The 23842-nt window shown below is 49.3% G+C and carries 21 protein-coding genes; 16 read left to right on the forward strand and 5 right to left on the reverse strand.

The window, feature by feature from the left end:
* Window positions 1–94 precede the first annotated feature (94 nt).
* Window positions 95–574 carry an ankyrin repeat domain-containing protein gene (locus tag FEN17_RS18935; protein ID WP_138366873.1) on the forward strand — a complete coding sequence of 160 codons (480 nt, stop codon included), beginning with the start codon at window positions 95–97 and terminating at the stop codon, window positions 572–574.
* A gap of 72 nt (window positions 575–646) precedes the next feature.
* Here the strand turns inward: FEN17_RS18935 and FEN17_RS18940 are convergent, their stop codons facing one another.
* On the reverse strand, window positions 647–2839 hold the full coding sequence (locus tag FEN17_RS18940; RefSeq protein ID WP_138366874.1) for a catalase: 2193 nt from the start codon (window positions 2837–2839) through the stop codon (window positions 647–649).
* Window positions 2840–3018: 179 nt separating this feature from the next.
* Here FEN17_RS18940 and FEN17_RS18945 point away from each other — a divergent pair, with 179 nt between their 5' ends.
* The 14 genes from FEN17_RS18945 to FEN17_RS19005 all read left to right on the forward strand — a co-directional run bounded on the left by FEN17_RS18945 (window position 3019) and on the right by FEN17_RS19005 (window position 18445).
* Window positions 3019–4275, forward strand: a complete 1257-nt coding sequence (locus tag FEN17_RS18945; protein ID WP_138366875.1) for a cation:proton antiporter — start codon at window positions 3019–3021, stop codon at window positions 4273–4275.
* Window positions 4276–4291: 16 nt separating this feature from the next.
* A complete protein-coding gene (locus tag FEN17_RS18950) occupies window positions 4292–4951 on the forward strand; it encodes a DNA-3-methyladenine glycosylase family protein (protein WP_138366876.1) in 660 nt (219 codons plus the stop codon).
* 83 nt (window positions 4952–5034) lie between these two features.
* Complete coding sequence (locus tag FEN17_RS18955) at window positions 5035–5532, forward strand: DUF6934 family protein (RefSeq protein WP_138366877.1); 498 nt, start codon at window positions 5035–5037, stop codon at window positions 5530–5532.
* Window positions 5533–5534: 2 nt separating this feature from the next.
* Complete coding sequence (locus FEN17_RS27325) at window positions 5535–5708, forward strand: hypothetical protein (RefSeq protein ID WP_171037957.1); 174 nt, start codon at window positions 5535–5537, stop codon at window positions 5706–5708.
* 100 nt (window positions 5709–5808) lie between these two features.
* Entirely contained in the window at window positions 5809–6213 is a 405-nt protein-coding gene (locus FEN17_RS18960) for a VOC family protein (RefSeq protein WP_138366878.1), read from the forward strand.
* A gap of 226 nt (window positions 6214–6439) precedes the next feature.
* Entirely contained in the window at window positions 6440–8569 is a 2130-nt protein-coding gene (locus FEN17_RS18965; protein WP_138366879.1) for a type IA DNA topoisomerase, read from the forward strand.
* Window positions 8570–8664: 95 nt separating this feature from the next.
* Window positions 8665–9684 carry an LLM class flavin-dependent oxidoreductase gene (locus FEN17_RS18970; RefSeq protein WP_138366880.1) on the forward strand — a complete coding sequence of 340 codons (1020 nt, stop codon included), beginning with the start codon at window positions 8665–8667 and terminating at the stop codon, window positions 9682–9684.
* Between the two features lie 113 nt (window positions 9685–9797).
* Window positions 9798–10163, forward strand: a complete 366-nt coding sequence (locus FEN17_RS18975; RefSeq protein ID WP_138366881.1) for a YtxH domain-containing protein — start codon at window positions 9798–9800, stop codon at window positions 10161–10163.
* A gap of 5 nt (window positions 10164–10168) precedes the next feature.
* Complete coding sequence (locus FEN17_RS18980; RefSeq protein ID WP_138366882.1) at window positions 10169–10594, forward strand: YsnF/AvaK domain-containing protein; 426 nt, start codon at window positions 10169–10171, stop codon at window positions 10592–10594.
* A 46-nt stretch (window positions 10595–10640) separates the two neighbouring features.
* The gene (locus tag FEN17_RS18985) at window positions 10641–11732 is read left to right on the forward strand and encodes a YsnF/AvaK domain-containing protein (protein ID WP_138366883.1); all 1092 of its coding nucleotides are present in this window, start codon (window positions 10641–10643) and stop codon (window positions 11730–11732) included.
* Window positions 11733–11885: 153 nt separating this feature from the next.
* Entirely contained in the window at window positions 11886–12518 is a 633-nt protein-coding gene (locus FEN17_RS18990; protein WP_229208882.1) for a TetR/AcrR family transcriptional regulator, read from the forward strand.
* 93 nt (window positions 12519–12611) lie between these two features.
* Entirely contained in the window at window positions 12612–13799 is a 1188-nt protein-coding gene (locus tag FEN17_RS18995) for an efflux RND transporter periplasmic adaptor subunit (RefSeq protein WP_138366884.1), read from the forward strand.
* Between the two features lie 28 nt (window positions 13800–13827).
* Window positions 13828–17004: an efflux RND transporter permease subunit gene (locus tag FEN17_RS19000; RefSeq protein WP_138366885.1), complete on the forward strand. Its 3177-nt coding sequence runs from the start codon at window positions 13828–13830 to the stop codon at window positions 17002–17004.
* A gap of 22 nt (window positions 17005–17026) precedes the next feature.
* On the forward strand, window positions 17027–18445 hold the full coding sequence (locus FEN17_RS19005; RefSeq protein WP_138366886.1) for an efflux transporter outer membrane subunit: 1419 nt from the start codon (window positions 17027–17029) through the stop codon (window positions 18443–18445).
* A 9-nt stretch (window positions 18446–18454) separates the two neighbouring features.
* Here the strand turns inward: FEN17_RS19005 and FEN17_RS19010 are convergent, their stop codons facing one another.
* The 4 genes from FEN17_RS19010 to FEN17_RS19025 form a co-directional block, all read right to left on the reverse strand.
* A complete protein-coding gene (locus FEN17_RS19010; protein ID WP_138366887.1) occupies window positions 18455–19342 on the reverse strand; it encodes a bestrophin family protein in 888 nt (295 codons plus the stop codon).
* Between the two features lie 10 nt (window positions 19343–19352).
* Window positions 19353–20147, reverse strand: coding sequence for a sialate O-acetylesterase (locus tag FEN17_RS19015; protein WP_229208883.1), 795 nt, complete (start codon window positions 20145–20147; stop codon window positions 19353–19355).
* 57 nt (window positions 20148–20204) lie between these two features.
* Entirely contained in the window at window positions 20205–21611 is a 1407-nt protein-coding gene (locus FEN17_RS19020; protein ID WP_138366888.1) for a DUF4932 domain-containing protein, read from the reverse strand.
* Window positions 21612–21678: 67 nt separating this feature from the next.
* On the reverse strand, window positions 21679–22452 hold the full coding sequence (locus FEN17_RS19025; protein WP_138366889.1) for an SDR family NAD(P)-dependent oxidoreductase: 774 nt from the start codon (window positions 22450–22452) through the stop codon (window positions 21679–21681).
* A gap of 68 nt (window positions 22453–22520) precedes the next feature.
* Here FEN17_RS19025 and FEN17_RS19030 point away from each other — a divergent pair, with 68 nt between their 5' ends.
* Window positions 22521–23819: an amidohydrolase family protein gene (locus tag FEN17_RS19030; RefSeq protein ID WP_138366890.1), complete on the forward strand. Its 1299-nt coding sequence runs from the start codon at window positions 22521–22523 to the stop codon at window positions 23817–23819.
* Window positions 23820–23842 lie beyond the last annotated feature (23 nt).

Here is a 23842-nt window from a genome sequence, read left to right on the forward strand (position 1 = left end):
TTTAATGTAGGGAAAGGTTATTATTCGGTTTAAAGGTTGTGTCAAAATCCTGTGGCACATTTTTTCTAAACCCACGCCAATAACATTTATTCTCATGGAAAATATTACCGAAATTACCATACATGCAGCACGGCTGGGTGAAACCGGCGTGCTGGCCGAACTCGTCGAAAGAGGCGCGGACCTCAATGTGCAGGATGAAAAAGGATACACGCCGCTGATCATTGCGTGTTATAATAACCGGCTGGAAGCTGCGCGGTTTTTGCTGCAATCCGGGGCCGATGTGAATGCTGCAGATTTTGGCGGGAACACCGCTTTGATGGGTGCGGCATTTAAAGGTTATCCCGAAATCGCTGAACTGCTGATCGAAAATGGTGCTGATTTGAATTTGCAACACGGAAATGGCGGGACTGCGCTGATGTTCGCGGTGATGTTTGGCAGGAATAATATGGTGCAGCTGCTGCTCGATGCAGGTGCCGATGTAAGCTTACTGGATAAAAGAGGCCAGTCTGTCGCCGACCTGGCCGTGCAGCAGGGGAATGAAGAAGCATTAACATTGCTGGGCTACGAAGCATAAAAAAGACAGCCGCAACATTTGCGGCTGTCTTAAAATCATTTTTGATTTTCTCAAAAACAATTCAACTTCCAATTATGCTGGAACCTTGCGCGGTTTCTCGCGATCCCAGAAACGGTGCTGCGCGATGGCTTTGATAAACCATTCGGATAGCTGCGCCGGATCTTCGCTGATCACAATGCCTTCCATCAAAACCGTTTCGTCATCGAAACTATCAGGTACTTTCTTGGCAAAATTCGTTGCCTCGATCACCTGAGTGGCGCCGGCATCTGCTGCGATCGCTTTGCAATGTTTGAAAGCCTCATTCAGAAAATGCACGCCGTCCGCATCCGCCGCAATTTCGGCCACACTATTAGTACCGCCCGGCACGTACACCGCGTCATATAATACCGACGCCGCCGTAAGTAAGCTGTGGTTGACCAGAATTTGCTCGTTCGCTTCCGACAAAAGATAGTTCTGACGAGTTGAAATCACTTCAACCACTGCACCTGCATTTTCCAAAGCCGATTTGACGGTTTGCAAAGCAGTACCATCCACGCCATCGGCTGCCAGGAAAGCGATTTTACGTGTTTCGATACTGTCTTTTGGCTGGTTAGCCATGCTCAATGCTGCCGAAGAAGCTATCGATGGTTCTTTCACTTCCGGATCGTAGTCAGCCGGATCAGCATCCGCAGGTATGCTGCGGTTCATTGGCAATTCCGGATCTTCGGGTACCGGCAGGCGGAGCTTGAATGCTACCTGCGTAGCCAGGCCGCTGTCGATCATCGACAAAATACCCAGCATTCTCTGGCGTACCTCGCCGGATTGTACCTTACCCAATTCAAAGCTCAAAGCATCCACAATGTGGTCTTTTTCAGGATCCGACTGACTGTTGAAAAACAGTTTCGCCTGGCTGAAATGGTCAAGGAAACTTTTGCTGCGCGCGCGAACCTTGCGTGCATCGATACGCTCGGGGTAGGAAGCAAATCCGCCTTCCGAAACTTTCGATTGGATCGGGAAACCATCACCCAGAGCATTCGGACCGTAGCTTACCTTGCCACGGTTGATCGTCTGCCGCATGTAGCCGTCGCGCTGGTTATTGTGCACCGGTACGATTGGTCGGTTGATCGGGATTTCCTGGAAATTCGGTCCACCTAGGCGGATCAGCTGTGTATCGGTATAAGAGAAAAGTCTTCCCTGCAAAAGTGGATCATTCGTAAAATCGATCCCCGGCACAACATGCCCAAGGTGGAATGCCGACTGCTCGGTTTCTGCAAAAAAGTTTTCTGGGTTACGGTTCAACGTCATTTTACCGATCCGCTGCACAGGTACCAGTTCTTCCGGGATGATCTTGGTAGGATCGAGTAAATCGAAATCAAATTTGAACTCATCTTCTTCCGGTACGATCTGTAATCCCAGTTCCCACTCTGGGAAACTGCCGCTTTCGATCGCATCCCACAAATCACGTCGGTGGAAATCCGGATCTTTTCCGGAAATGTTCTGCGCCTCATCCCAGGCCACCGAATGTACGCCCAGCAAAGGTTTCCAGTGGAATTTTACAAAGTGTGAAACACCTGCTGCATTTACCAGACGGAATGTATGTACCCCAAAACCTTCCATCATGCGGTAGCTGCGCGGGATTGCGCGGTCACTCATGAGCCACATGATCATGTGCGCCGATTCGGGCATTACCGAAATAAAATCCCAGAAAGTATCGTGTGCCGATGCTGCCTGCGGAATTTCATTGTCCGGCTCCGGCTTTACAGCGTGCACCAGATCGGGGAATTTAATGGCATCCTGGATAAAAAATACCGGCATATTGTTCCCCACCAGGTCGAAATTTCCTTCCTGGGTATAAAACTTGACGGCAAAACCGCGCACGTCACGAGCCAGGTCAGTCGAGCCGCGGGAACCTGCTACGGTAGAAAAACGCACGAAAACCGGGGTTTCAACCTCGGTATCATTCAAAAAATTTGCGCGGGTATATTCGCCCAGCGGTTTATACAATTTAAAAACACCATGTGCACCCGAACCCCTTGCGTGCACTACCCGCTCAGGGATGCGCTCGTGGTCGAAATGGGTAATTTTTTCACGCAGAATAAAATCTTCCAGCAGCGAAGCGCCGCGTTCACCTGCTTTTAAAGAATTCTGGTCATCGTTGATGAGGAGCCCTGTATTCGTATTCATCCGTTCTCCGGTTGAATCCTCCATAAAAGGCGCCAGGCTGCGGACCTTGTCATTTTCAGGCTGGTCTACGGCCGGATCTTGTTGTGCTTTCCTTTTCGCCATGTTACTCGGATTTGGGGATGCTAAAGCACCCCGGTTAAAAGTTCGACCACCTTCTACAAAACGCGTTCCATCGAAAAACCGGCACCGCAAAAGCATGTTAGAATACCATTAGAATCACCCGCGCAGACCCGGTTTGTGGGCTGGAATTTGTATTCTTGAGTATTCAACAGAACAATTTCATGGAGTTATATTATTCTTTTTCGGCGCTGATTGTGCTCACGGCCGTATTTTCCTATTTAAACTCAAGATTTTTAAAACTTCCGCCATCGATCGGGATCATGGTCATCGCTTTGATGGTTTCCCTGGCCCTGATCGCCACAGACAGCATATTCCCGCGCACATTCGATCGCGTCACCACATTGATCGCCAGCGTCGATCTCACCGAGATTTTAATGGGCGCAATGCTCAATTTCCTGCTTTTCGCCGGGGCAATCCATCTGCATTTGGAAGACCTGAAAGAGCAGCGCATGCCCATTATTATTTTTTCGACGGTGAGCGTGATCATTTCCACATTCGTGATCGGTTTGCTCATTTATTCGATTTTGCCGCTGCTCGGTTTGCCTATTCCGCTGATACAATGTCTGGTCTTTGGCGCGCTCATTTCACCGACCGATCCGATTGCCGTTTTAGGCATTCTGAAACAAGCCGGTGTCCCCAAATCCATCGAGACCAAAATTGCCGGCGAGTCGCTTTTTAATGATGGCATGGCGGTTGTGGTTTTTATCTTAATGCTGGCGCTGGCCCGAGGCGAGGACGTGAATACGTCACTGGGCGGCATTACGCTGTTATTTGTCCAGGAAGCTTTGGGCGGGATTGCGTTTGGTTTTGTACTTGGTTTTGTTGGTTCCAAAATGATCTACCGTGTCGACGGATATAATGTGCACGTACTGATTACCCTGGCGATCGTGATGGGTGGGCATCTGGCGGCGCGATCGCTACACATTTCTGGTCCGTTGGCGATGGTCGCGGCCGGGTTGGTGATTGGTAATTTTGGTAAAAATCCGGGTGCGGTTTCGGATACCGAGCGGGATTATATCGACAAATTCTGGGAGCTGCTGGATGAGATTTTGAATGCGATCTTATTCATGATTATTGGCTTTGAGCTGCTGCTGATCCCCGATTTGCGACGGTTTGGCTGGGCTGGTATGGCTACGATCGTAATCGTTTTGCTGGCGCGGTTTATCTCGATATATGTGCCGGTAAAGCTGATTCCATTCAAATCCCGTTTTGGGAAAAAATCTGTGGCGATACTTGTTTGGGGAGGACTGCGCGGCGGCGTCTCCATCGCCCTCGCACTCTCCATCGACGATGATCTCAACAAAAACCTTTTCCTGGCCATCACCTATTTCGTAGTACTATTTTCCATCATTGTGCAGGGTCTGACAGTAGGAAAAATTACCGCGCGGTTTACCAATGAAGAGGAGGCCATTAGTTAAATGATGAGTAAAAAAAATGGAACTGACGCCGGAGCTGCCAACAACATTTAACCAGGAGAACTTTCACGAAATCTGCGACCAGCTGGCTGAAATGGATGCGGACCTGAAATCGGTGCTGGAAAAATACGGGTATCCGCCCATGTGGACGCGCCCTAACACTTTCGAAACACTCGTACACATTATCCTGGAACAGCAGGTTTCACTGGCCTCGGCGCTCGCGGCCCTCAATAAACTCCGCGAAAAAACCAAAACCCTCACGCCGGAAACATTGCTTTTGCTCAATGACGAAGAGATGCGTGCTTGCTACGTCAGCCGCCAAAAAGCCGCTTACCTCCGCGGCTTGGCGCTTTCCCTGCAAAACGGCGAAACCGACCTCACGCTTTTCCCAAGCTTACCCGATGAAAAAGTCCGAGAAAAGCTGATCCGACTCAAAGGTATCGGCCACTGGACGATTGACGTCTACTTCATGTTCGTCCTCCAAAGAATCGACATCTTCCCCCTCGGCGACCTCGCCGCCATCAACGGAACCAAACGTCTGAAAAATCTGCCTGCCGCAACAAAGGAAGAAGTGCTGGAAATCACAAATCATTGGAAGCCATTCAGGACTGTCGCTTGCATGATCATCTGGCATTTTTATCTGTCGCGGACAGGAGTAGCAGCCGCGCCGGTTTTTTGATTTGATTGGGAAATATTCTAATGATGCGCTTCGTAAAAAAGGTGTAGCTTTGGTCAGTTTTGCACACTATACAAATCATATAAATGAGCGTATCTACATACGATGCAGAAGTAATCGATGCTGGAAGTTATAAAGACAATATGCCGGGCATTGAGATTTTCGACTCCCGCAGATTTTTCAGTGAAGGGCCAAACGGGCGATTTGAACTACGGACTTTTATCGCGAAGGTGGAGACTAATTCGAGGCAGGACTTGTTCAATGTAGGCTTCGGTGTTTGGAGTGAGGAACTTCAAATGGTAGACGACATGATACAGACGAGAAATGGAGATTTTCGCAGGATTTTGAGTACGATCGCGATAATTGCGCTAGACTTCTTGCAAAGATATCCCTTCGCCTTCTTATTTGCTGAGGGAAGTACACGGGCCAGAACAAGGCTGTATCAACGAGAAATATCGAACATCTTGGATGAAATCCCGAAAGAGCTGCGCCTTTATGGCTTTATAAAAATGGATGATATCTTCATCGACTTTCAGAAAGGCATCAATTTTGATGGGTTTTTATTATCACTGAGGAATCATTAAATTTGAAAAAACAGATGGGAATTATGCAGACAACAATAGCGAAAAAACCGAAGAGTCCTACTAGCGAAGCTAAGAAAGACTCTGATTCCACCGCTTCACAGCGAAGAAATGTCATTGTTGAAAAAACCTACCGCATGGCGGAAACTTTGAAAAACGTCAAGCTTCCGGGAGAATAAAATATATTGTATTTTCAGGAAAAAAAGGCAACTGGCTTAGGTTAGTTGCCTTTTTTGTAACTGTCGAAATTTTTGTTCTAAACTTAAACCAACCAAACCCATGGACCAAAACCCAGCCCAGGCAATCATTGTCCCGACACTTAGCGTGCGTAATGGCGGGAAGGCTATCGAATTTTATCAGGAGGCTTTCAGGGCCGCGATTTTGATGTCGAATGTTTCGCCGGATGGGGAAGTGGTGGCGGAGTTGGAGGTGATGGGTGCGCGATTTGTGGTGGCCGACGAATCGGAGGAGTATGGGAATGTAAGCCCGGAGCGTCAGAAAGGCATTTCGGTAAGGATTGGGTTGCAGGTGGAAGATCCGGACGCTTTATTTGCGCAGGCCGTGAAGGCGGGCGCGACGGTCGTTTATGAAGTCGCCGACCAGAGCTATGGCTACCGGTTGGGGCATTTGATTGATCCTTTCGGGCATCATTGGGAGATTTTTAAACCGATCCCTTTCAATTAGAAATCGCTATTTTCGCCAAAAACTCAACCTAACTGTCACATTCCAATGAACCCAGTCTGGGCAATTGTCGCTATCATTTTAGGAATAACACTTTATAAACAGTTTGATTTTCAAACATTTCGATTTGAAAATACTGCCCTGGGAATCATTTACTTAATCACTTTTATTGCATCGGTTTACTTTCTGATCAAAGGCAGAAAGCAGTCGGCAGAGTAAGTTTGCGGCTATGAAAGTGTGTATTGCCGAAAAGCCGAGCGTGGCGAAGGATATTGCAAATGTAATCGGGGCGAACCAGCGTCGTGACGGTTATTATGAGGGAAATGGCTATCAGGTAACCTGGACATTCGGGCATTTTTGTACATTAAAAGAACCCCACGACTACACCGAGCGCTGGAAATCGTGGCGCCTGGAAGATTTGCCGATGATCCCGTCGAGCTTTGGTATCAAGCTCATCGACAATGCGGGTGCATTGAAGCAGTTCGGCGTGATAGAGAATTTGGTGAGTCAATGTGACGAGGTGATCAACTGCGGGGATGCGGGGCAGGAGGGCGAGCTGATCCAGCGATGGGTGCTGCTGAAAGCCAAATGCAATGTACCAGTGAAACGTCTCTGGATTTCGTCACTGACCGAGCAAGCGATCCGCGAGGGTTTTGAAAAACTCAAAGACAGCGAAATCTACAATAATTTATATGCGGCAGGCAGTGCCCGCGCCATCGGCGACTGGCTGCTGGGGATGAATGCGACGCGGCTTTTTACCAAGAAATTCGGGCAGGGAAAAGTGGTGCTGAGCATTGGCCGGGTGCAGACACCGACTTTGGCGCTGATCGTGCAGCGGCAGAAGGAGATCAATGCTTTTGTTTCGGAGGAATATTGGGAGCTGAAAACCATTTACCGGGAAACAGAATTTACTGCCAACATCGAGCGCCTCAAAAGTGAGGAAAAAGCACAAAAAGGTCTTGCCTATCTTTTGCAGCACGATTTTGAGATCACCTCATTTGAAAAGAAAGAAGGAAAAGAAGGAAACCCAAAGCTCTTTGACCTCACTTCGCTGCAAGTAGAGGCGAACAAAAAGTATGGCTACTCAGCTGAGGAAACATTAAAACATACCCAGAATCTTTACGAAAAGAAATTCATCACCTATCCGAGGGTTGACACGACTTATTTGTCGGAAGATATTTACCCGAAAGTCGAGGGGATTTTGCGTGAACTGACTTACTACGCCCAATTCACCGCGCCGCTGCTGGCGAAGCCGATCCCGAAATCGAAGAATGTTTTTGATGATAAAAAGGTCACCGATCACCACGCGATCATTCCCACGGGTGTTTTGCCAAACCACATTAGTCAAGACGAAAAGCGAATTTATGACCTGGTAGCACGCCGGTTTATCTCCGTTTTTTATCCTGAATGTAAAGTTTCAAATACGACGGTTCTGGGGAAAGCGGGGCAGGTAGAATTTAAAGCGACTGGTAAACAGATCCTCGAACTCGGCTGGCGGGAGCTTTATTTGAATGATAAAAAAGAAGCTGATCCTAAAAAAGAGGAAGAAGAAAAGGTAATGCCCAATTTCGAAGTTGGCGAAAGAGGCCCGCACGAGCCGCGGGTGCACCAGGGAAAAACGTCGCCGCCAAAAGCCTATACGGAAGCCACATTATTGCGCGCGATGGAAACCGCCGGGAGACAGGTGGACGACGAGGAAATGCGTGAGTTATTGAAAGACAATGGTATAGGCCGGCCATCGACGCGTGCGAACATTATTGAAACGCTTTTCAAAAGGCGCTACATTGAAAAGAAAAAGAAGAACATCTTTGCTACACAAACCGGCATCGACCTCATCGATACCATTCAAAATGAACTCCTTAAAAGTGCAGAGCTGACCGGAAACTGGGAAAGAAAGCTGCGGCTCATCGAAAAAGGGGATTATTCGATGGAAACCTTCAAGCAGGAGCTGATACAGATGGTGGTAGACCTTACGCAGGAGGTGAAAAGCAATCGTGGAAGAGCGATCAGCATTGCCGAAGAAGCTCCGGTGGAAGTTTTAAAAGAAGAAAAAGAAAAAAAGCCGGTCAAGCCCAAAGCGCAGAAAGAAGAAATCAACATTGAAGCGCTGACCTGCCCGAAATGCAAAGAACATTTGCTGAAAAAAGGAAAAACCGCCTACGGCTGCTCCAACTTCCAGGCCTGCGGATTTAAAATTCCATTTGAATTTTTAGGAAAAAAGCTCACCGACAAGCATGTATATGATTTGTTGAGCAAAGGTAAAACGGCTAAGATTAAGGGCTTGCAAATTCCCGGCAACCCCGAAACGACGGATGCCAGGCTGGTCATGAACGGTGATTTTAACTTTGAAGTAGGGTGACAATGTTGTCGGGCCAGGGTTGATTTACGAAGCGCGAGGGAACTACCACGCTGCCGAAACCATTTTGTTAGAAGCAACTTTTAGCTGACAAAATCATGGCAGACAAACTTATTCAGGATATACCTTTTTCGATTCTTGATCTCGCGCCGATCACGGAAGGGAATAATGCAGGCGTAACATTCAAAAACAGTCTCCGGCTTGCGCAGCGGGTGGAAGAGCTCGGGTACAAACGTTACTGGCTCGCCGAGCACCATAATATGGAAAGTGTAGCGAGCTCGGCGACTTCGGTGCTGATCGGGTACATTGCCGGCGGGACGAATACGATCAGGGTCGGTAGCGGGGGCATTATGCTGCCCAATCATGCGCCGCTGGTGGTGGCTGAGCAGTTTGGTACGCTTGCTTCGCTGTATCCCGGCCGCATTGACCTGGGGCTGGGGCGAGCACCTGGCACGGACCAGGTAACTGCACGCGCACTGCGCCGCAACTACATGGAATCGGCCCACGATTTTCCGGACGATGTGATGGCATTACAAACCTATTTTTCCAGCGAGAATAGTACGTCCAAAGTGCGCGCGATCCCCGGAGAAGGCCTGGATATTCCGATCTGGATCCTGGGTTCCAGCACCGACAGCGCGCGACTGGCCGCACATTTGGGTTTGCCTTATGCATTTGCCAGCCACTTTGCGCCCAATCAGTTTATGACTGCGATTGATTTGTACCGTGCTAATTTCCGGCCGTCGCGCTATCTGGACAAACCTTATGTGATGGCTTGCATCAATGTGATCGCCGCCGACACCAATGAAGAAGCCGAGCGGCTGGCTACCTCATTTTTCCAGCTTGCCACCGGAATTATTACCGGCAGACGACGCCCCCTGCAACCGCCCGTCGACAGCATGGATGGACTCTGGGGAGAATACGAAGAGGCCGCGGTGAGACAAATGATGAAATACACTTTCATCGGCGACCGTAAAAGAGTGGGCACCGATCTCGCCTATTTTCAAAAACATACCCAGCTCGACGAGTTGATGGTAACCAGCCACATTTACAACCCCGACGCCCGCATTCACAGTTACGAAGTGCTGAAAAGTGTGCAGGAGCGCGCCGTAGAGGCTTAAAATGAACCATTTAACAACATTCACTTCAAACAAACCTCAAAACTAAACCTCAGGAATTTCGGTTTTGGCACGTTTTTGGCTCGCAGTTTGGCGTACGCTAAACTTTAAATGTGATGAGCTCAAAACATGAAAATTACGAAGACGAAGATTCTGACAACGGTGGATTCTTCATGGGTATGCTGATTGGCGCTGCGATAGGTGCGGCTGCGGCTATTTTGTATGCGCCAAAATCTGGCTTTGAAACGCGTCAGCATTTAAAAGACCTGGCTGACCAGCAAAAAGACAATCTTAAAAATCAATGGGAGCAAACCAAGGCTAAGGCGACTGACTCGGTAAATGCGGCCCGCGAAAAGCTCGACTCTGTAGCGGAGCAAACCAAAGGCGCAGTGGACGGCCTGGCCGATAAAGCTAAAGGTACGGTTGACGATCTTGCCGAGAGTACCAAAGCGACTGTGGACAGATATCAAAAACGATATTAATGTCCATGGAAGGACAAGACAATGAGCGCATTAACGACGGTTTTCCGATTGAAGAGAGCCGGGTAATCCCGGTAATCCAGGAGAAACTGGTTGTTACCAACGAGCGCGTCGAGACGGGGAAAGTGGTCATATCGAAACAGGTTTTTGAAGAAGAAGACTTTATCGATGTGACCGCGACCCGCGACGAGGTGGTTGTGGAGCGGAAACCGATTAACCAATATGTAGAGTCGGCTCCCCCTGCTGTACGGCAGGAAGGCGATGTGACGATTGTGTCGGTGATGAAGGAAGTTTTGGTTGTGGAAAAAAGGCTTATGCTGGTGGAGGAACTTCACATCACAAAACGGCAGCACCAGGATCAACAAACGTATTCTGAAATTTTGAAGAAGGAAGAAATTACCATCAACAGAGAAACTTCCGGCACGGATATTTAGAAACGCGGCGGAATCAATTCAACTAAAAACCAAAAAAGGAGAAATCATGGCAAATACAGTAGTTGGAATTTTTGAGCGCGAAAGCGATGCGCAGGAAGCGCAGAATTTTTTGCTGGCAAACGGATTTGCCGATGGAGATGTAGACATTAAAACGGCTACCTACAAATCGGATTCAGAAGTAGTTGAAGAAGAACACGACCTGGGCGACCGTATCGGAAACTTTTTCAGCAACCTTTTTGATGGCGACGAGGATGATACAAAACGTTACTCAGAGGCTGGAAAAAGAAATACGATCGTAACCGTACATGCTGTGGACCGCGAGGAAGCGCACACGGCTGCAAGAATACTGGATCAGTTTGGCGCGCTGGATGTGGATGCCGACAAGACAAATAGCTACTCCGATGCGGATACCAGCTATTCTGGTACGAACATTTCTGGTACAAACACTTCTTATACCGACCCGGAAACGCCATACGCTACTGCCGGTATCGGATATGCTGCAACGGATAATGACGCTGCAATTAATCAATACAGCGATACAGACGATATCACCGAAACCGACAGAACGGTTGCTACCGGCTATACCGCTGTTGACCCAAGCTACTCCACGGAAATTAACCCAAGCTATTCCACCGGCGTTAATCCAAGTTATCCAACCGAAGTAGACAGCTATTCACCTGCGGAACAAGGATATACAACGCCGTCGAATCCGATAACGGATGAGGTATATGTGTCTGAGGACGAAAAAGCGTCTTTGCCGGTAATCGAGGAAGAGCTTTCCGTAAGCAAGCGTGAAATTGAAACAGGTGGCGTACGTCTGCGCAGCCGTATTATCGAGCGTCCCGTACAGGAAAGCATTCGTTTACGTCAGGAAACAGTAACCATTAACCGTACGCCGGTAGACCGGATCGCGACAGGTTCGGAGTTCGATACTTTCCAGGAAGGAACCATTGAAATGAAGGAATATGCCGAAATTCCGGTGGTGAGCAAAGAAGCGCGTGTAATCCAGGAAGTTAGCCTGAGCAAAACCGTGGACGAGCGTGAGGAAATCATCAACGAAACCCTGCGCAGCACCGAGGTAGATGTGGAAGATCTTACCGATGAGGAACGTCTGAGAAGACAGGGTCTCGATTTGTAAGGTTAAGAATATGTTAAGAATGAAGGGGATGCCTTATATTATATAAGGCGTCCTCTTTTTTTATAGATAAAATCAAGAACATTTAAATGTTCTGCATGAAGCACCTGCTACTTTAAATAAAACCCTTGACAAAATAAAAAAACGCCTTTACCTTTGCTAACATCGTTAGGTGAATGGGAGGAATCAATGGGAATTCTGGAAAGAAAAATACGGCAAAAAGAGAATATGCGGACGACCATCATGGCGGTCGCATTGCAGCTGGTCAAGGACGAGGGCTGGCAGTCTCTCTCTATCCGTAAAATCGCCGATGCCATTGAATACAGCGTGCCGGTTATTTACGATCATTTTGCCAATAAAGAGGACATTCTTTTTGAACTTTCTCTTGATGGTTTCCGGTTACTGCAACGCACGCTGGAAAAAAACAAGCGGGCATATCCGGATCCATTTCAGCGGCTCAGAGCCTACGCAGACGCTTATTGGAATTTTGCATTCAAAAATCCGGAGTATTACCAGCTGATGTACGGTCTTGGAATGCCCTGTTCGGGACCAGGGAAGATCAAGCCGGAATTCAATACTTTCCGCGACCACATCGGTGACGCCATCGAGGAAATCGCTCAGGATAAGAAGAAAGACGAGTCGGAAGTTTGTTTCCGTACCTATGCTTTCTGGTCTGTTGTTCACGGACTTATCTCCATAGTCATGATGCGATGTTCAGATATCGATGACAGCACCATGAACAAAAAAGTACTCGATGAAACCGTAGAGGCATTCATCAAAAACCTGTAATTTTTTTTCCTTTCCGCTAACACTGTTAGCTAACGTAACCGCGCTACCAGGCGCAAACCATAGTCTCTCACCACAAAAGAATCGTCTACAACCATGGAAACGAAGCAAATTCACTCCTTGCAAAGGCTCAGTACGTTCATTTTATTAGCCACATTGGCCGCAGGCATTTACAGCTGCGGGTCAAGTAACGCAAACAATGCCGGCGCGCCAGGCGCAATGCCCGCTCAAACATTACCGGTGCTGACCGTCAGCGACCACCAGGTAACCGCTTACCGCGAATTCACCGCTTCCGTAGAAGGCAGCCGCGACATTGAAATCCGTCCGCAGGTGGATGGTTATCTCGATAAAATTTCAGTAGATGAAGGCGCGTATGTGCGTAAAGGACAGGTTTTGTTCCACATTGATCCCCGCCCGTACCGCGAAAAACTGAATACCGCCAACGCAACATTACTTTCGGCCAAAGCGGCACTGGAAAGTGCGCAAATTAATGTCGATAAGCTGACGCCGCTGGTAGCCAATAATGTAGTATCTGATGTGCAGTTAAAAACAGCGAAAGCGGCCTATAATGCTGCTGCGGCCAATGTTTCGTCTGCACAGGCTGCGGTGGACGCTGCCAAAATCGACATCGGCTACACTTCCGTGAAAGCACCCGCCGACGGCTACATTGGTACCATACCTTTCAAAACCGGAAGTCTGGTTGGGAAAGGCAATGCCGAAGCACTGACCGTTTTGTCAGAAACCAAAGATATCCACGTCTACTTTTCGATGAGCGAGCTGGATTTTCTCGACTTTAAAAAGCAATTTGAAGGGAGTACTATTGAGCAGAAAATCAAGGAGATACCGTCCGTTGACCTGATTTTGGCTGATAATAGTGTGTATCCGCAAAAAGGCAAAGTCGAGATCGTGGATGGGCAGTTTGACAAAACCATGGGTGCCATCAAGCTCCGTGCTACCTTTCCTAATGTGAACGGAATGCTGCGTTCAGGCAATACCGGTAAGATCAGGATCCCGCGTGAGCTGACCAAATCTGTGCTGATCCCGCAGGAAGCGACTTTCGAAATGCAGGATAAGGTGTTCGTCTACACCGTGCTCGACAGCAACAAGGTAGAAGGCCGGCCGGTAACGGTTTCCGACCGCAGCGGACGCTACTATCTGATCTCAAAAGGCTTAAAACCAGGCGAAAAGATCGTGTATAATGGTCTGGACAGGCTCCGCGACGGCATGGCGATCAACCCGCAGAAAATGTCAATGGATAGCTTGCTGAGCGCGAACCCGATTTGACGTAAAAGTTTACAAAAAACACCACATCATGTTTCAAAGATTCATAGAAAGGCCCGTCCTTTCGACAGTGATCTCCGTACTCATACTTTTGCTGGGGATCATTTCACTTACTACGCTTCCTATTACTAAATTTCCCGATATCGCGCCGCCCACCGTACAGGTGACGGCCGTATATCCGGGAGCGAACGCGGAGGTCGTAGCCCGCGCAGTTGCCACGCCTATCGAGGAAGCCGTAAACGGCGTGGAGAATATGACCTATATGACGTCATCGTCCAACAATGATGGTACGATGGCACTGAATGTGTATTTCAAGCAGGGCACTGATCCCGACATTGCCGCTGTAAACGTTCAAAACCGCGTTTCCAAAGCCGTAAGCCAGATTCCGCAGGAAGTGGTGCAGGCCGGTATCTCTACCCAAAAGCAGCAGAACAGTATCATTATGTTCGTGGCGCTTTCGAGCGAGGATACTACTTATGACGAGACGTTTTTGTTGAATTATATTAAAATCAACCTCGTGCCGCAGATGCAGCGTATACCCGGGGTCGGACAGGCGCAGCCTTTTGGTACACGTGACTATTCGATGCGGATCTGGCTGAAACCCGATCGTCTGGCTGCCTACGGGTTATCGCCCCAGGAAGTGACCGGCGCGATCCGCGAGCAAAGTCTGGAAGCAGCGCCCGGAAGATTGGGTGAAGCGAGCACGGAGGTTTTTGAATATGTTTTGAAATACAAAGGAAAGCTCACGCAAAACAAAGAGTACGAGGACATTATCATCAAAGCGAACAGCGATGGTTCCGTCGTGAAGCTGAAAGACGTAGCGCGGGTAGAATTCGGCTCCTATACTTATTCGTCCAACGGAAAACTGGATGGCAACCCATCGTCCGGTGTGGCCATTTTCCAGACTGCCGGTACGAATGCCAATGATATCCTGATCCAGGCCGAGGCTTTGCTGAAAGATTTTGAAAAATCGCTGCCTAAGGGTGTGAAAACAACCATTATGTACAACTCGAAAGACTTCCTCGACGACTCGATCAACCAGGTAAGATCCACATTGTTTGAAGCATTTATCCTCGTGTTTTTGGTTGTGTTCCTGTTTTTGCAGGATTTCCGCTCGACATTGATCCCGGCCATCGCGGTCCCGGTTGCGATTGTGGGTACATTCTTCTTCATGCAGTTGTTTGGTTTTACGATCAACTTCCTGACACTCTTTGCTTTGGTTTTGGCGATTGGAATCGTCGTCGATGATGCGATTGTGGTGGTGGAGGCGGTGCACTCGAAGATGGAGCGGTCGCGTCTGGCGGCCAAACCAGCCACGATTGAGAGTATGAACGAAATTTCCGGCGCGATCATTTCGATCACCCTGGTGATGGCCGCGGTATTCGTCCCCGTCGGTTTTATGCAAGGCCCGGCCGGGGTATTTTACCGGCAGTTTGCATTTACATTAGCGATAGCCATTTTGATTTCCGCGCTGAATGCGTTGACGCTCAGTCCTGCGCTTTGTGCTTTACTTTTGAAAAATCCGCATGCAGAAGAACATACCGGCAACCTGCAACTCGTCCGTGCAGGATTCTCGGCGCGATTTTTCGCAGCATTCAATGTGGCTTTTGAAAATATGACCAACCGGTATGTCCGGAGCTTACAATTTTTAATCAAACGCAAGTGGGTGACCATAGTAGGCTTGCTGGTCATTACCGGGACTACATTCTGGCTCACACAGAAAACGCCGACCGGCTTTATCCCGACCGAAGACCAGGGCTTCTTGTTGTACGCCCTGAACACGCCTCCGGGCAGCTCGCTCGACCGTACGCACAAGGCGATGGCGCAGGTGGATAGCATTGTGAAAAAATCGCCGATCGCCGACAAACGCTACATTGTGGAAGGGATGAACATCATTTCCAACTCCAATGCATCGCCTTACGGGGTCGGATTTATCCGCATGAAACCCCAAGCAGAGCGCGGCGACGTGAAGGAGTTTAACCAGATTGTGGCAATGATGTCGCAGCAGGTACGGGCCGTGAATGATGCCAATGCTTTCTTTTTCACCTTCCCGACGGTGGATGGCTTTGGTAACGTCAGCGGTTTTGAATTTATGCTGCAAGATCGTGGAAACGGTTCGCTGGAAAAACTGAGCGCTACTACGAACAAATTCCTGGGTGCTTTGATGCAGAAAAAAGAGATCGCCTATGCATTTACGACTTTCGCGACGGGTAACCCGCAGTACATGCTGGAAGTGGATAATGCCAAGGCCAAACAGCTGAATGTTCCGGTGAATGAGTTGCTGCAAACTTTGCAGATTTACTACGGTAGCAGCTTTGTGTCAGACTTTAACAGGTTTGGGAAATACTACCGCGTGATGGCGCAAGCCGACCCGAGTTACCGCGCCAATCCGGCGTCGCTCAATGGTATTTATATTAAAAATACGCAGGGCGAAATGGTGCCAGCCAACCAGCTGGTGACTATGAAAAGGGTTTTTGGACCTGAAACGGTGACGCGTAACAACCTGTATAATGCGGTAATGATCAACGGTACGCCGAAGCCTGGTTACAGTACCGGGGACGCGATCCGCGCCGTGAAAGAAACGGCCGAGGAGGTGTTGCCGAACAATTACCGCACCGAATGGACAGGTATGACGAGGGAGGAGATCAATGCAGGTTCACAGATCATTTTGATCTTCGTTTTGAGCCTTGTGTTCGTTTACTTCCTGCTCGCAGCGCAGTACGAAAGCTACATCCTGCCTTTTGCGGTAATTTTAACAATCCCGCTGGGCGTATTTGGCGTCATGCTGTTTATCAACTGGATGGGCATTGAAAATAACATTTACGTGCAGGTAGGTTTGATCATGCTCATCGGTCTTTTGGCTAAAAACGCGATCCTGATCATTGAGTACGCCGTGCAGCGCCGCAAAGCCGGTATGACGATCATCGAATCCGCCCTGGAAGCTTCCAGGCTGCGTTTGCGCCCAATTTTGATGACTTCATTTGCCTTTATCGTGGGCTTGCTGCCGCTGATGCGCGCTACCGGTGGATCTGCATTAGGTAACCGCTCGATCGGTACCGGCGCCGTGGGAGGTATGTTGACGGGTGTTATTTTCGGGATTTTTGTGATCCCGGTGCTCTACGTGATCTTCCAGTATTTGCAGGAAAAAGTAGTAAAAGTGCCGCCGGTACAACCAGCCGCAAAGCCGCTCATTGAACCCGCGCACTAGTTGACCCTACATTTTGAAACTCATGAAAAACAAGATAAATATTCACTTTTTGCCCGCTTTGCTGCTGACGGTGTTCCTTGCTTCATGCAAGGTCACCAAGGATTACCAGCGGCCCGAGCTTGCGATATCCGATAATTACCGGCAGGTAACATTTGCCGACACGGCGACCGTCGCCGATGTGGAGTGGAAGAAATTTTTCACTGACACCACGCTGCAAACATTGATCGAGCGGGGCATTACTCATAATTACGATCTGCAACTTGCGATCAAACGCATCGACGTGGCGCAGCAGCGTGCCAAGCAGGCGCGCCTGCTGCAACTCCCGCGCCTTGATCTGAATGTTACCGGTCAATACAACCGTCCTTCGAGTAACAGTTTGAACGGGATCAGTGCGAGTAACTTCCTCGGTTCCAAACACATTGAAAACTACTCGGCCGGGATCACTTTATCCTGGGAAGCCGATATCTGGGGAAAGATCCGCAACCAGCAGAAAGCCACATTAGCCACTTACCTGCAAACACAGGAAGCCAGAAATGCCGTGCAGACGCGCCTGGTAGCCGACATTGCCAGAGGTTTTTTTAATCTTTTAATGTTGGATAAACAGCTGGAAGTAGCCCGTCACAACCTGGAACTAAGCGATAACACGTTGAAGCTGACACGGCTTTTGAAAGATGCTGGTGAAGTAAATTCACTTTCGATCCAGCAAGCCGAAGCCCAGCGTGAGTCGGTGTTACTGCTGATCCCGCAGTTGGAACAGGACATTTCGATCCAGGAAAACAACCTGCAAATCCTCACCGGCCAAATGCCCGCAGCCGTCACCCGCAAAGTGCAGCTGGCTGATTTTCAGTCCGGGGATAGCCTGAGTACCGGCGTGCCAGCAGCATTGCTGTCACGCCGCCCGGATGTTCGTGCCGCCGAGCTGAACATTGTGATCGCGAATGCCAACCTGGGCGTGGCGCAGGCGAGTATGTATCCGTCACTCGTGATTTCGGCAGGTACGGGTATCGAATCGTTCCGGTCGAGCAACTGGTTCAACATTCCAGGCTCCTTGTTCGGGATTGCAGCGGGTACCATCGCCCGGCCCATTTTTGCGAGAGGTCAGCTGAAAACAAACCTTGCGGTAGCTAAAATCGAGCGCGAGCAGTCGGTGATTGAATTCAAACAATCGATTCTGAATGCAGTAGGGGAGGTTTCCAATACTTTGGTCCAAACCCAGAAACTGAAAGAGCAGGAAACCATCGCCGACCGGCAGGTAGGTATTTTGAAACAAGCCATCGCCAATGCACAAATGCTGTATCAAAGCGATATGGCCAATTACCTGGAAGTGATTACTGCGCAGGGAAATGCGTTGCAGGCTGAGCTGAATCTGGCGTACATTAAAAGTCAGTCGCTGACGGCGCGGGTAGATCTTTACCGGAGCTTAGGCGGAGGCTGGAAGTAATATTTCAGGTTACAACAAATAGTAACTGCCCACATTGCCATACCGCTCCGGCGCGGTGAGTGAGGCCATTTCCATGAGGTTTTTCTCAATGTTGATCGATAGCGTCGTCATCGGCGTATCGGTCGGCCGGTTTTCAAAAGGGTCCTGCATCACGATGGCGGTTTTTTCGATAGCGATCAGAAGAACAGGTACCAGAATTACCAGCAGGATTTCCAGGACGGCATTGTTGTCGTCCAGCCCGAAAGGAAGGATGGTCATCAGCGAGTAGATCAGAAAGTGGATCAGCATACTGTACGAGCGGGGAAAAACGGTGTTTTTGATCCGCTCGCACTTTCCCATCGCATCCGTCAGCCGGGTTATCGTGCCGTCGATCTGCGTTTGTTTGATGGGGTCAATGTGGTATTCGTCTGACAATGCGGCCAGTCTTTCCGCATGCCGGGTTAAAAGCTGATTGGTTACGTGGGCGTGCCGCAGGTCATGGGCATCCACATAATCAGCTACTTGCGGTGAGAGCTGAACGCGGCGCAGGCTATCTGCCAGCGCAAAACACCACATCGATTGCCGCACCGCAAACTCACTGATTACATTCTGTTTATTGGTACCCGCCGGCATAAACTGGATCAGCTGGCGGATCAATGTGCGGCTATCATTCACAATCGCGCCCCACACTTGTCGCGCCTCCCACCAGCGTTCATAAGACTGCGCCGTGCGAAATGCCAGCAGCAGCGAAACCAGCGTACCGACAAGCCCCGAAAGCGCCAGCGGAACAGTCAATCCCCGAAAAATCGAGTAATGGTCCATCGCGCCCGTCATCGTGGCATAGCACGTGATGGCCAGCACATCCCACTTGATCAGATTGATAAAATAACTGACAGAAACTTGTTTGTTGATGAGCATCGGTCAGGATTTATTTCTTTTTAGAAACACTCAGATACTTAGAGGCATACCGGCGGCCCAGCTCACGGGCAGAAGCCGTATCGAAATGCGTCTCGTCACCCATATCTGTTAATCCGGTCGAGGAAATGACATACGTATTTTTGTGCGAGGCCGCATAATGGTGCATGGCTTTGTTGATTTCGACGGCGTCGGGATGTTTAGCTACATAAAAATCGCCGATAGTACCCAGGATGATCGGGGTCTTTTTAAGGTCCAATTCGCTGCGAAGTCTTTTGAAAAATGCTTCCAGTTTGGCTTCGTATTCCTTTTTCTTCTCCGGCGTGCTGTCGGATTCACCCTGGTGCCAGATAACCCCCTTGATCTTTCCATTTTTCATGGCTGCTTTCACACGTTCCAGCATTTCATCCCAGGCGTAAATGCCGGTTTGCGCATGCCTTACGCCAGGCTGCCAGTCGTCGATGCTGCTGCCGCCTACCGCGCAGGGGATCAGTCCCACCGGCATTTCCGGTCGGCGAGCCGCTATCTCCTGGGCAAATGCCAGTCCCGGCCCCACGCCTACCACGGCAGGCTTGTCAAAATGCAGCGGATCAGCCGCCATTTTCCATTCCACATTGCGGTCGAGGAACCAGATCTCCGGATTTTTGGGAATGGATAGTGAATCGACCTTACCACGCCCGGCCATGTTAGACTGCCCGATCAGCAGGTACAGGTCCATTTTGGCAGGAACATTCTGGGCAAAAATATGGGATGAAAAAAAGACGCTAGTAAGAAGCATCAGGCAAAACGAACGCAGTATATGTATCATTCAGCTAAAATAGATGCTCTGCGCCACTTTCCCAAAATGGTACCAGTCCGGATCAGGTCATTGATTTTTCTCAAACCACCCTACAATTTCAGGGTACAAGTCAGCCATCACCTGCCCCGGCTTCCGGTTTTTATAAAGCTGCACAAGAAACTGATCAAATTCCGCAAACCGGAGAAATCCGCGCGATTCGACCAGTTTTTTTTCGGTCTCCTGAATGAGCTGCACCTGCTCGTTTTCCGGCGCAAAATCTACGTAGCGAATGCATACCAGCGCCCAGTTCATGTATTCGTTAAATGAAGCGTAGGGATTGTTGTAATATTTCGCCGGCTTGTTGGGATCATTCCAGGTCGCCATGTTAGTAAATGCCTTTTCAATCCGTGCGGCATAAGCCGGTTTTTCACTTTCCGGATTGATGAATGCGTGGTTTAATTCAGTAAAAACAATGTTTCCGTCAGCCACCAGCAAGGCTTTTTCCGAAAGCGTCGGCTGTGAATTTTTTCTGCGGAAAGGATAGTTAACGTGCGCCTGCGCCTCTCTGAAACCATCATAGTCGAACCAGGTAGCAGACTGATTGGCGCTCACCAGCGGAGAAAAAATGATCTTGAAAGAATCGTAGCGTGTCGAAGGAAAGTTGCGCACCAGCCACTTCTGCATGTCCGCCACCCCAACCGAATCGCGGTAATTTCCGATCAGCTTGTTATAGTAAGGCTGGTGTTTTGCATAAAAATCAAGAAACTTGCTCTTATCCGCAAATGCCTGCAAGCCAGGGAGCAACGCACCAATGTTATTGGCATTTGAAAATCCGATCCGATCGTAAATCGGGCTTTTGACAATTTTCTTTCTCTGAAATTCAAAGGCATACGCATCCATTTTGGTCGAATGATAATTATCCGGATTCACAATTTCCGCATTGACCTCCGCCACGACCGGCTCTTTGCTGAACGGTTCAAACCATTTCATCACCTCGGCATAGTAAGGCTCGCTTTTTCGGATCATACCATTGTCCTTTTTGCCCTCGGCGGTCAAAGCCATCACCACATTCATCAGTTCGTACACCCGCGGGATTTCAACAAAAGTTTTCTCCCGATGCGCTTTCTGATAAGCTTGTGGAAACACAGCTCGCGGAACGTCCAGAATGCCTTTTATCGCCGTGAAGGCGCTGTCTTTTCCATTTAATAAGATCACAAAAGCGTGATAATCACCAGGTTTCACGTCATATCGGACAGAATCTTTATCTGTAATAAACGTGACAGTCGTGCCGGATTTCTTCACAAATACATCAAAAACATCCGGGTTCAGAGACAGGTTTATGTTCCAGGTGCCTTTATGCAATTCCTGCCCGACCCTGATATCCACTTTATTGCTGGTCGCGGCAATTACCTTTTTGGTTTGGGAAAATGAACTGGCAATACAGGAAATCACCAACAAAAACGCCAGCAATGCTGAAAGTCCGATTTTGCGCATAAAAGTCTTTTCTGGTATAAATGATTCATGGAATGTTTTTTACTGAGCATACCGGTTTCCTGGTCGGTTAGCGGCCCATCCATCCGCCGTCAACCGTAAGAATGGTGCCGTGCACATAATCCGATGCTGCCGATGCCAGGAAAACCGTTGGGCCTTTGAAATCATCGGTATTGCCCCAGCGGCCTGCCGGGATGCGGCCGAGTATAGCAGTGCTGCGCTCGGGATCATTTCGCAGCGCCTCAGTGTTGTCGGTATCAATGTATCCCGGCGCTATGGCGTTCACATTCACACCTTTACCGGCCCACTCATTCGCCAGCGCCTTCACCAGTCCGCCAATCGCCGACTTGCTTGCGGTGTAGCCCGGCACATTGATGCCGCCCTGGAATGTCAGCAGCGAAGCCATAAAAATGATTTTCCCTGACCCGCGCGCCACCATATCCCGCCCGATTTCCCGACTGAGAATAAATGGCGCATTCAGGTTGGTATCGATAATCGTATCCCAATATTCGTCCGGATGCTCCTGCGCAGGTTTCCGCATGATCGAACCTGCATTGTTAATCAGGATATTGATCACTGGGAAATCGGTTTTTACTTTTTTAATAAAATCATAAAGTGCTTCCCGGTCTCTAAAATCGCATTGATACGCCCTGAAATTTCTCCCGAATGCCTTTACTTCTGCCTCAATCTCACTGCCGGAAAGTTCCAGGTTGGCCGACACCCCGATGATATCCGCGCCCGCTTCTGCCAGCGCCGAAGCCATCGCCCGGCCAATCCCTCGCTTGCATCCGGTGACCAGCGCCGTCTTCCCGGTCAGATCGAATTGTCTAAATAGTGACGTCATTTTTTTAGAGGATAAAAATTGATTTTCCGGTTTATAATAGTACTAAAACTCACCTAATCCAAAGTAAAATGCGTAACATATTCTTTGTCAGGGCCTTCCTAGCCATGGTCTTCTGCCTATTTCTTGTCCCAAAACAAATCTTCGCCCAGTCGAAAGACAAATATTACCTCATCAAAGCCGGGCAAATGTATGACTCGGAGAAAAATGTGTTTCTGAAAAATAGGCAAATCCTGATCAAAGGAAACAGCATTGTAAAAGTCGGCGACAAGCTGGATGTGCCGCCGGGTACCACGGTGCTGGATTACGGCAATGCCACCGTCACCCCCGGTTTGATCGACGCACATACCCATTTGATTTTCCGGCAGGGCCCCACGGAAAGTCTCTCTTTCGACGGTATCATGAATTCTCCCGAAACGAGGGTTTTGAGGGCGGTCGGATATGCCCGGAGTTATTTGAATGCGGGTTTTACTTCCATTCGCGACCTGGGGAATTCCGAGCAATACCTGGACCTGGAAGTGAGCCGGGCGATCGAGCGCGGCGATTTTCCTGGTCCGAGAATGATCATTTCGGGCCCGATCATCAGCGCTATGGACGGCCAGCTGGATGGGATACCGGTAAAAGAATTTGATACTTATTCGCGCAAGGAGTATTCAATGGTAAGTGGCGTGGAAGAAGCGCGGAAGGCTGTAAAAGAACACATTGCGAGGGGTGTGGACCTCATCAAAATCACCGCCATCGGCGGCAGGCTGACATTAACGAGGGACGAAATGAAGGCGATCGTGCAGGCGGCCCACAGCGAAAGGGTGAAAGTGACGGCACATTGCGACCGCGACTGGGCGGTGCACGCGGCCATCGAAGCGGGGGTGGACGGCCTCGAACATGGCTACGGCTTCAAGCCTGCAACCCTGGATACGATGGCGAAAAGAGGGATATACCTCGTGCCCACGGATGGTTCGGCCGCGCTAAGAATGATCTACCTGAAAGGCCAGAATATAACATTCAACGAACAAGAGGTTAAAAGCAACTTCCAGCCTTTGTACGACCGCATTAAAGCGGCGCACAAGGCAGGCGTCATGATTGTTGCCGGTTCGGACGCTTATTTGGACCTTAATCTACCAAGAGGCGAAACGGCCAAGCATACGGTCCTGGGCTACTTTGAGGCAGGTTTGTCGCCAGCCGATGTATTGAAAACGGCCACGTACAATGCTTCGGTAGCGCTGGAAATGGAGGGCCGGATCGGTGTCATCAAAGAAAATGCGATGGCGGATATTGCGGTATTCAACGGAGATCTGCAAAAGGATTTTAAGAAGTCGCTTTTTGAGATGAAAATGGTGATGAAAAATGGGGTGGTGGAGTTTCGGGAGTAAAGCTCCGGATTTACAAGCACGAA

Origin of the sequence: Dyadobacter luticola, from assembly GCF_005860805.1 — a bacterium.
Taxonomy (GTDB): domain Bacteria; phylum Bacteroidota; class Bacteroidia; order Cytophagales; family Spirosomataceae; genus Dyadobacter; species Dyadobacter luticola.

Coding starts and splice junctions, on each gene's coding strand:
- FEN17_RS19015 (WP_229208883.1), bottom strand. CDS start 20,147: ATGATACATATACTGCGTTCGTTTTGCCTGATGCTTCTTACTAGCGTC.
- FEN17_RS18975 (WP_138366881.1), top strand. CDS start 9,798: ATGAGCTCAAAACATGAAAATTACGAAGACGAAGATTCTGACAACGGT.
- FEN17_RS18995 (WP_138366884.1), top strand. CDS start 12,612: ATGGAAACGAAGCAAATTCACTCCTTGCAAAGGCTCAGTACGTTCATT.
- FEN17_RS18935 (WP_138366873.1), top strand. CDS start 95: ATGGAAAATATTACCGAAATTACCATACATGCAGCACGGCTGGGTGAA.
- FEN17_RS18980 (WP_138366882.1), top strand. CDS start 10,169: ATGGAAGGACAAGACAATGAGCGCATTAACGACGGTTTTCCGATTGAA.
- FEN17_RS18940 (WP_138366874.1), bottom strand. CDS start 2,839: ATGGCGAAAAGGAAAGCACAACAAGATCCGGCCGTAGACCAGCCTGAA.
- FEN17_RS19030 (WP_138366890.1), top strand. CDS start 22,521: ATGCGTAACATATTCTTTGTCAGGGCCTTCCTAGCCATGGTCTTCTGC.
- FEN17_RS18985 (WP_138366883.1), top strand. CDS start 10,641: ATGGCAAATACAGTAGTTGGAATTTTTGAGCGCGAAAGCGATGCGCAG.
- FEN17_RS18965 (WP_138366879.1), top strand. CDS start 6,440: ATGAAAGTGTGTATTGCCGAAAAGCCGAGCGTGGCGAAGGATATTGCA.
- FEN17_RS19000 (WP_138366885.1), top strand. CDS start 13,828: ATGTTTCAAAGATTCATAGAAAGGCCCGTCCTTTCGACAGTGATCTCC.
- FEN17_RS19005 (WP_138366886.1), top strand. CDS start 17,027: ATGAAAAACAAGATAAATATTCACTTTTTGCCCGCTTTGCTGCTGACG.
- FEN17_RS18950 (WP_138366876.1), top strand. CDS start 4,292: ATGGAACTGACGCCGGAGCTGCCAACAACATTTAACCAGGAGAACTTT.
- FEN17_RS19020 (WP_138366888.1), bottom strand. CDS start 21,611: ATGCGCAAAATCGGACTTTCAGCATTGCTGGCGTTTTTGTTGGTGATT.
- FEN17_RS18945 (WP_138366875.1), top strand. CDS start 3,019: ATGGAGTTATATTATTCTTTTTCGGCGCTGATTGTGCTCACGGCCGTA.
- FEN17_RS18960 (WP_138366878.1), top strand. CDS start 5,809: ATGGACCAAAACCCAGCCCAGGCAATCATTGTCCCGACACTTAGCGTG.
- FEN17_RS19025 (WP_138366889.1), bottom strand. CDS start 22,452: ATGACGTCACTATTTAGACAATTCGATCTGACCGGGAAGACGGCGCTG.
- FEN17_RS19010 (WP_138366887.1), bottom strand. CDS start 19,342: ATGCTCATCAACAAACAAGTTTCTGTCAGTTATTTTATCAATCTGATC.
- FEN17_RS18955 (WP_138366877.1), top strand. CDS start 5,035: ATGAGCGTATCTACATACGATGCAGAAGTAATCGATGCTGGAAGTTAT.
- FEN17_RS18970 (WP_138366880.1), top strand. CDS start 8,665: ATGGCAGACAAACTTATTCAGGATATACCTTTTTCGATTCTTGATCTC.